The organism is Clostridium sulfidigenes, from assembly GCF_000732635.1.
Lineage (GTDB): Bacteria > Bacillota > Clostridia > Clostridiales > Clostridiaceae > Clostridium_J > Clostridium_J sulfidigenes.
The window spans coordinates 94728-103376 of sequence record NZ_JPMD01000003.1 but is presented as its reverse complement, the minus strand read 5'-3'; the positions used below and the strand labels follow the sequence as shown (position 1 = coordinate 103376).

General features: G+C 26.7%; 6 protein-coding genes and 1 riboswitch. Of the genes, 5 read left to right on the top strand and 1 reads right to left on the bottom strand.

What is annotated here, in order from left to right; all coding sequences use genetic code 11:
• Positions 1-417: 417 nt before the first annotated feature.
• Positions 418-840, bottom strand: a complete 423-nt coding sequence (locus tag IO99_RS02965) for a hypothetical protein (protein WP_035130029.1) — start codon at positions 838-840, stop codon at positions 418-420.
• Between the two features lie 461 nt (positions 841-1301).
• On the opposite strand from IO99_RS02965, the gene IO99_RS02960 reads away from it, so the two are divergent.
• The 5 genes from IO99_RS02960 to IO99_RS02940 all read left to right on the top strand — a co-directional run bounded on the left by IO99_RS02960 (position 1302) and on the right by IO99_RS02940 (position 8595).
• A complete protein-coding gene (locus IO99_RS02960; protein ID WP_035130026.1) occupies positions 1302-2246 on the top strand; it encodes an ABC transporter ATP-binding protein in 945 nt (314 codons plus the stop codon).
• A gap of 25 nt (positions 2247-2271) precedes the next feature.
• Entirely contained in the window at positions 2272-3939 is a 1668-nt protein-coding gene (locus IO99_RS02955; RefSeq protein ID WP_035130023.1) for an ABC transporter permease subunit, read from the top strand.
• A 168-nt stretch (positions 3940-4107) separates the two neighbouring features.
• A riboswitch (cobalamin riboswitch) is annotated at positions 4108-4284 on the top strand.
• Positions 4285-4962: 678 nt separating this feature from the next.
• A complete protein-coding gene (locus tag IO99_RS02950) occupies positions 4963-6018 on the top strand; it encodes an HD-GYP domain-containing protein (protein ID WP_035130020.1) in 1056 nt (351 codons plus the stop codon).
• 38 nt (positions 6019-6056) lie between these two features.
• A complete protein-coding gene (locus tag IO99_RS02945) occupies positions 6057-7331 on the top strand; it encodes a hypothetical protein (RefSeq protein WP_156964277.1) in 1275 nt (424 codons plus the stop codon).
• A 283-nt stretch (positions 7332-7614) separates the two neighbouring features.
• A complete protein-coding gene (locus IO99_RS02940) occupies positions 7615-8595 on the top strand; it encodes a sodium:calcium antiporter (RefSeq protein WP_035130017.1) in 981 nt (326 codons plus the stop codon).
• Positions 8596-8649: the final 54 nt, after the last annotated feature.

Below are 8649 nucleotides of genomic sequence, written 5' to 3'. Positions count from 1 at the left end.
TATAAAAGTTTATCCGATGACTACCCGCTCTAATACTCCCATCTTCTTCAAAGTGGGAGTAAAGAGCGGCTACGACCCTGGATAACGATTTCCCCTAAAGGACAACGAATTCTAAGTATCGAAAATACTGATACTAAGAATTCTGTTAGTAACCTTCAGAGGGAGTAAAAACTCCCTCTGAAGCAAAGAACTCTGTTTATGAAAAATTACAATAATTCTTAAAATACAAAAATTATAGGAAATAAAATTCTCGAATAATTTATCGTATTATTTATATATTATATGGAACTACAAAGAAAATCAATAATATTTGTTGAAAATTAAATTTAATTAAAGATAAATGTAAAAAAGTCAAATGTTAAGAAAAAACTACCAGTACATAATTCATACTGATAGTCTGTGGAATTGTATTAGGTTTTAGCTTTTCATTTTAAACTCATATAAACATCGCTTACAAGTAACAGTGATTTTACCTTTACCTCTAGGTAATCTAAGCCTTTGTCCACACTTTGGACATTTAACTATTTTATAATTTTTCTTTTCATTAAACCATCTTTTGAAATTACTAAAAATAGGAGCACAATCACCAAAGTGGAACACAGGTAGGTTGCTAGGAATTGCTTTATTAAATTTACTTAAAAATCTATTGGCATACATACAAAATTTTCTATGTTCTTGCTCACGCTTTTCAACATTTCTTGAGAAAACTCTGTATAATGCATAAAATAAAATAACTCCAGCTAAAAGACGAGTAACAGAAAATAAATTTAATATAGATGATACTAGAATAAGAAATAATGAAAATAAGTCAATTCCATAGGATTCGTTGAAAAAATTCATTTGATCACCTCTTAATATATTATAACTAATTGTTATTGAAACATTAAAATATCAAAATATGTTTTAAATATATAATTTCTACATATCTCTTGTACTATATTATAGTACAAGAGGACAACCTATTTAAAGTGATTTATGAGGAAAGAATTTTAATATTTTATGAAATAGGATTTTTAAAATGTTAAATATTTATTATATATATGATATAGATTTGAAAATTAGTAAATTAAAGTATGAAACTCGGTTAAAATATCATGGCTGAAAGAGTAAAGCTTTTAAAATAATTATTTAGATGTTATTTATAAATGTTACTTATATCAGAATTTAATTCTTAAGAAATTATTACTTTTGATAGAAAAATTAAAGTGATTATTACATCTTTCTTACAATTAGAGGGAACTTATTTTCAAAGTATTAAAGGTATTGTATGCTAACATCATCAAAGATTATGAGGTGAGGAAATGTCTAAAGTTCTAGAATTAAAAAATGTTACTAAGATTATGGGTAATCGTAAAATAGTTGACAATGTCAGTTTTGAAATAAACTCAGGAGAAATATTTGGATTTTTAGGACCAAATGGTGCAGGTAAAACTACTACTATTAAGATGATTACAGGACTTTTAAAAATTGATGAAGGAGATATTTTAATTAGTAATAATGATGTAAAGAAAAATTTTGAAAAAGCTCTTTCTCAAGTAGGGGGGATTATTGAAAATCCAGAGATGTATGGATATCTTACAGGACGTACAAATTTAGAGATATATGGCAGAATGCATGGTAATATTTCTAAAGAACGTATTAATGAAGTTATAAAATTAGTGAAACTTGAAAATCGTATTAATGATAAAGTAAAAAAATATTCTCTTGGAATGCGTCAAAGACTTGGTGTTGCTCAAGCATTATTACACAATCCTAAGCTTTTAATTTTAGATGAACCTACTAATGGATTAGATCCAATGGGAATTAAAGAGTTACGTGATACCCTAAGACATTTGGCAGAAAAAGAGGGACTAGCAGTTTTAGTGTCAAGTCACTTACTTAGTGAAATGGAGCTTATGTGTGATCGAGTTGGAATAATAGATAATGGAAAAATTATAGATATTAAAACATTAAAAGATATTAAAAAGCAAAATATCGAAAGCTTGATAACCTATGAATTAGAAGTAAGTAATTATAGTTTAGCGAGGAAAATTATAGAGAATGATTATAACAAAATATCTGAAGAGATTACTGTAGACTTCAAAGAAAATAAAATATTAATTTCTTGTTCTCGTGATGAAATTGCCAATGTTAATAAAGCTTTAATTATGGAGAATATATTAGTTTACACTATTAAGCCTATTAATAACACTCTTGAAGATGAATTTATGAAGGTAACAACAGGATCTAAAATGCAAATAGTGTAATATAGTAGAAAAGGAGCAGAGTTTAATGAGTAAAGTATGTGGACTAATAAAAAATGAATTGATAAAGCAATATAAAAAAACTAGTGTTAAAGTAATAGTGATTTTAACACTTTTAGCTAGCATAATGTTACCAGTAGCTTTAAAATTTTTACAGAATAGAGATGAGTCAAAGTGGTATATAAATAGCTATAATCAGGAAATTCAATGGCAACAAACAGAAATAACTAATATTGATTCAAGTAAGAAAAATAAAGACATTCAGAAGAAAATTTTTGAAGAAAATATCAAAAAGTCACAAATTTTAATAGATAATAATGTTTCTTGGGATGATTGGAGAAACGAAGTAGCTGGAGAGGCTTCTAACAAATCAAAAGAGGCTATTATTCTATCAGGAATTTCAGATGGATTAGTAGGTGAAGAATTATTTTTTAATATACATGAATTTGATGTAAATATGCTTAATGAATATATTGATATGAGTAAAGAAAATATTCAAAAGGCCATAGATTCTAAAAATAAAGAAAGTAAGGAATTATATGATTCTGTTATAAAAAATGATTATTTAGGTTACTTAGATAAGAATATTAAAGCTTCTAAGGAAGAAACAAAAAATTTAAAGGCAACTATTAAGACTTCAGAAGGAGAAGTCAAGAAAAATCCTAATAATAAAAATTTAGTTATATCCCTAGAGGAGTCTAAAGCTCAACTTGATGCTTTGGAGAAAAGACTTAAGGCAACTGAATATAGATATAATAATAAAATTCCTTATGATAATAAAAATTGGAAAAACAATACTATAAGGGATATTGCCTATAAGATTGATGAAAATGGTGGGAGACTACTTAGTGAAACTGAATTTACACAATACAATAGCGAGAAGATAGCAAAAGGGTATACTTATGAGGAGTACAAAAAAGATTATGAGAAGAAAAGTAAATCTATAGAACAGGATATAGCTCTTGATTGGTATAGTCTTGAAAATAATATACCACAAGTTAAATTTGATAATGATATTAGAAATTCTGTAGATAGAACTTATTTAATGTATGTTAGTGTTGCAATTATACTATGCATAATAATTGGAGGAGGTATAGTTTCTTCAGAGTATTCTACGGGGACTGTTAGATTGCTTATGATTAGACCAGTATCTAGATGGAAAATTTTATTTTCTAAATTAGTATCAGTGTTTATTATAGGATATGGTGTACTGTTAACTACAGTTATATTAAATATTATATCAAGTGGAATTGTAAATGGCTTTGGAGGGCTTGCTACAAAAGTAATTTCTTTCAGTGGAGAAAGTATAGTTGAGCAAAGCTTTATAATTTCAATTATACCTAAACTTTTATTCTCAAGCATTAGCTTAATATTTATAATAGCATTAGTATTTGCTATATCAACTATTATAAAAAATACAGCTTTAGCAGTTGGTCTTACTACTGTAGCATATTTAGGTAGCTCAGTTGCCACAATGATTATGGCAAATTTAGGTATGAGATGGGTAGGTAAAACTATATTACCCTATATGAATTTATCAACTTTCATTACAAATTCCCAATATACTGAAATGTTTAAAAGTGAATATAGTATAGTTTTAAGTTCAACTATGGGGGCAATTCAATTGATTGTGTTTGCTACAATATTAATTATAGCTTCATTCTTAGTGTTCCAAAAGAGAGATGTAATGAATTAATTTATACAATGAAATTCTAAGTGAAAATATTTCTATATTTATTTAAAAAAGTGGGGTTGACAATATTAATCTAGTTCAGTAGAATAATAATTGTAAGGGGAATGGAAAGTTAATTTTATAAAATAACTACAACTTACATTTTAAACTTATTAGATTAAAAATAAAATTTAATATATAGAGTCCGATAGGTGTACTAAGTACTTAATAGGGAATTTGGTGAAAATCCAAAGCTATCCCAGTAACTGTAAGTGAGGACGACTTAGCAAAAGCCACTAATTTATTTTGGGAAGGCGCTAAGAAGTATGATTCACAAGCCAGGAGACCTGCCATGGGATTATGAAATTTGATACTTTCTGAGGAAGAGTTAAAAGATTTATCCAGTGATGGTTTAGGTAAAATATAGTATTTATATTTATAGGTTTAAACTATAAATTAAATTGTAAAAGCTTTCACTTATTTAAATTTAGTATATTCCAAGATAGGTATCAATGATATCTATCTTTTTTTATATTGCTAGGAGAATTTACAAGGATGTGGATTGTAGAATATATAAGCTATTTTACAGTTTAAATAAACTATGAAGCTACAAAGGCGTGGCTTTCTCCTATATAAAATATACAAATGAAGTAACTATATTTTAATTGTTACTTTAGTTATTAACTTAAAGTTTTCAACCCAAAACTTTAGTCAATATAAATGTAAATTTTCTACTTATGTCCCTCTTAGTGGTTTTGATAAAACCAACTAATTTCACACAGGGATGTAACCACTATAATTTGTAGTGGTTACATCCTATAACCCTATAATTGAATAAATATATTATTAAATATAAATGACATTAAGACTATATCTAAAATTTATGATATAGTCTTAATTATTTTTTCTACCAACATTGATTTATCAAGTTATTTTCATAATATACAGTATATGTATAAATAATTAAATTAAAGTATCATATAATTTATAGATATGATATGATAAAGTAAGAAAATACAGACAATTATGTTTATGGAGAGGGATTATATGAAATTAACATTGCTTAAGGATTTGCAGGGAAATGAAATACTTGCTAAGGACATTATTACAGGCTCAGGTAAGACTTTGTTAAAAAAAGGTATTATAATTACTGATCAAGTAAAAAATAGTATTGAACAGCAAGGGATATTTTTTCTGTATGTACAAGACGATGACTTAAAAGATATAAAAGATGATAGTAAACTTATAAATTTAAAAAAGAATATACTTCAAACCATACCTAATATGTTTAGTGACTTAATAAATTATGATAATAAATCTTTAAGCAAATCTCTAACTATGGTTGATGATTTAGTTGAATATATACAGAGTGAAAACTATATAAATCTAAATTTATATGAAGTAAAATTATATGATGATTATACATACATACACTCTGTGGATACTAGTATTATGGCAATTTTTCTAGGAGTAAATATGAATCTTTCAAAATCAAGATTACGTGATTTAGCCATATCATCTCTATTTCATGATATAGGAAAAACGAAAATATCTAGTAGAATCATAAATAAACCAGATAAATTAACTAAAGATGAGTTTAAACAGATTAAAATGCATCCGTTATATGGAAGAGACATACTTCTTGGTAATCCTATAATAAATGAAGATATAATAGGTGGAGTAATAGAACATCATGAGAAGTATAATGGTACAGGTTATCCTTATGGATTAAAAGATAATGAAATATCACAATTTGCAAAAATTATTTCTATATGTGATGTGTTTACGGCCATAACATCAGATAGATGCTATAGAAAAAAATTTGATCCTAGAGAAGCTTATGAATTAATTTTAGCAGAGACATATACAAGTTTTGATCCTGAAATAATTAAGTTGTTTAAAGATACATTTGCAGTTTATCCATTAGGATGTCCTGTATATCTATCAAATAATTTATTTGGGTATGTGGTAAGTCAAAATAATGGGTTCCCTGATAGACCAGTAGTAAGAATTGTGAAGGATGAATACAATAATAAAATTAGTCCTTATGAGATTGATTTAAAGGATATTATAAATTTAACAATAATAAGTACTATAGTGTAGTATTTGTAAAGTAAATGGTATCTAAGGAGATGATTATCATGAATAGTAATGTAGGTGAAAGCTATATGAGAAATATTAAGGTTTTAAAAAATTTATATAAAGAAATATGGTGGAGTATGCCTACATGTGTAGATATTCCCTTAGAAGCTAATGGATATATTAGGAAGAAGAAAAATGAGAAAAAGTTTGAGAAATTTGTTGATGAATTTATCAAAATTATTGAAAGGTTTCCTTTGGAAGAAGAGAATAGAGAATTATGGAAGAAAAATAGTAACTCTTATCTTGAAAATATGATATTGGGAGAAGAATTATTTAAGCTAGGAACCATAGATAAAAAAATGAAGGATCAGTTTTTTGCAAGCACTAAGGTATTTATAAATCAGTGCAAGATCTTTGATAAAGAAATGAATTATGAAGATATTGGTCAAGCTATGAGAAATGTGTGGATTGTTAGTCTTCTTCAAAAGATGAAGGATATAGATATATCATTTACCATGGCTATTTTTGGATATAGTATGTTGTATCCATATACTGACAATTATTTAGATAATTTAGATATATCAATAGAAGAAAAGAAAGAATTTAATAGCAGGTTTTATAAAAGACTATGTGGTGAAGAGATAGAGGGGAGAAATTCTCATGAAAAGCAAGTGTTTAAGTTAGTTGAATATATAGAATCTATTTTTAATAGAAATGATTATCCAAAAGTCTTTCAAGGTCTATTATTAATTCATGAAGGGCAAGTAAACAGCCTAATTCAGCAAGAAGGTATAAGTAACCCCTATGAAAGAGATATGCTAGATATATCTATTGAAAAGGGCGGAGCATCTGTTATTGTGGATGGTTATCTTATAAATGGAAGATTAAACAAAGAGGAGGAGATTTTTACCTATGGGTATGGATTTCTGCTTCAATTATGCGATGATTTGCAAGATGTAAGGATAGATTATGAGAATAAACACATGACTATAATGTCTCAACTAGCAGGAAAATATTATCTAGATAATATTGTAAATAAACTTATTAATCTAACTATCCATGTATTAGATGACGCAACTTGTTTTAAAGGTAAAAACATTGAAGATTTGAAAAAATTAATAAAAGATAATTGTATTTTAATGATAATCTTTGCTGTTGTTATGAACAAAAATTATTTTTCAAAGGAATATGTAAAAGAAATTTCTAAATACTTACCTTTTACCATATCATATATTGAAAATATTAAGGGAAATTTACGAAGGAAGTTTGAAAATATTAAAAAATCTTATCATGGCATTTCATTAGAAGAAATAATTTACTACTTAATTCAATAAAAGATTTATATAAGGATATATTTAATTTAATTCACAAAATCTATAAAACTTTTTAGTTGAAATAACTTTTAAAAAATGGTATGATTAAAACGTTGTACAGGTTATAATATAATAATTTATATATTAAGGGAGTAGTTAGCAGGAAGTATTAAATGACTTCATGGGATTAGGTCAACATACTGGATATTTAATATTCTGGTTTAATCTTAAAAGACGAGACTTATATTCTGATATTAGAATATAAGTCTCTTTTATTTTGTTAAAATACATAGGAGGAATGAAAATGATATACGCTTTATATGGAATTTTTGCTGCATTTGTAATTGGTTTTTCAATTAAATTGTCTTATTATGTAGACGAGCTTGATAAAAAAACAAATTTATCAGGAGCTTTTATTGGAGGTGTTATGTTAGCAGCAGTAACTTCACTTCCAGAGTTATTTACAAGTATTTCATCTACTATATTTTTGAATGAGGTACAATTAGTTTCAGGTAATATTCTTGGTAGTAATGTGTTTAACTTAACTATTTTAGCAGTATTAGTTTTAGTAGGAGTTAAGAGATTCAAAAGCTCTGTAGTAACATCAAGCCATAGGAATACACTGAAACTTTTAATGGTGATTTATGTAATGGTGTTTGTTGCTAATTATATTGGAAGAGAATTTTCATTTTTTAGTGTAAGCATATTCTCTATAGCAATTATGCTATTATATATCTTTGGTGTTAAGGCTATGTCTGGGGATGAATCTGCAGAAGATAGTGGAGAAAGTAATTGCAATCTTACAGTAAAGCAAATATATGTGAGATTTACATTATTAAGTATAGGATTAATTGTGTTTAGTATAGGTATTACTATAGTAACAGATATGATTGCAAAGGAGTTAAATTTAGGGGTTACCTTGGCGGGGGCATTGTTCCTTGGAGTTGCAACTTCTCTTCCAGAATTAACATCTTCTATATCTTTAGCTAAAAAAGGTAATTTTAATGCTATGATTGGAAACATTGTAGGAAGTAATTTATTTAATTTTTGCATATTGTTTTTAGCTGATATACTATACATAAAAGGATCTATTTATCAACCATCAAACCAAGGATACTTATTAATAATATTTGGATTTATATGTACTGTAGTTGCTTATGGTATGTTAAAGATAAAAAAAGAACAAGCAAAGGAGATACATAAGGTATCAAGTTCGTTACCTTATGTATTAGCGAGTATGGCAATAGTGGCTAGTTATGTAACATATTTAACAATGTCAATATAAAATAATAGGTTTTAGAAGCTCTGCTTTTAAAACCTATTATTTTATTACTGAAAT

Bases quoted from the DNA above. Each gene is read 5' to 3' on its own strand.
- IO99_RS02965 (WP_035130029.1), bottom strand. From the start codon at position 840: ATGAATTTTTTCAACGAATCCTATGGAATTGACTTATTTTCATTATTT.
- IO99_RS02960 (WP_035130026.1), top strand. From the start codon at position 1,302: ATGTCTAAAGTTCTAGAATTAAAAAATGTTACTAAGATTATGGGTAAT.
- IO99_RS02955 (WP_035130023.1), top strand. From the start codon at position 2,272: ATGAGTAAAGTATGTGGACTAATAAAAAATGAATTGATAAAGCAATAT.
- IO99_RS02950 (WP_035130020.1), top strand. From the start codon at position 4,963: ATGAAATTAACATTGCTTAAGGATTTGCAGGGAAATGAAATACTTGCT.
- IO99_RS02945 (WP_156964277.1), top strand. From the start codon at position 6,057: ATGAATAGTAATGTAGGTGAAAGCTATATGAGAAATATTAAGGTTTTA.
- IO99_RS02940 (WP_035130017.1), top strand. From the start codon at position 7,615: ATGATATACGCTTTATATGGAATTTTTGCTGCATTTGTAATTGGTTTT.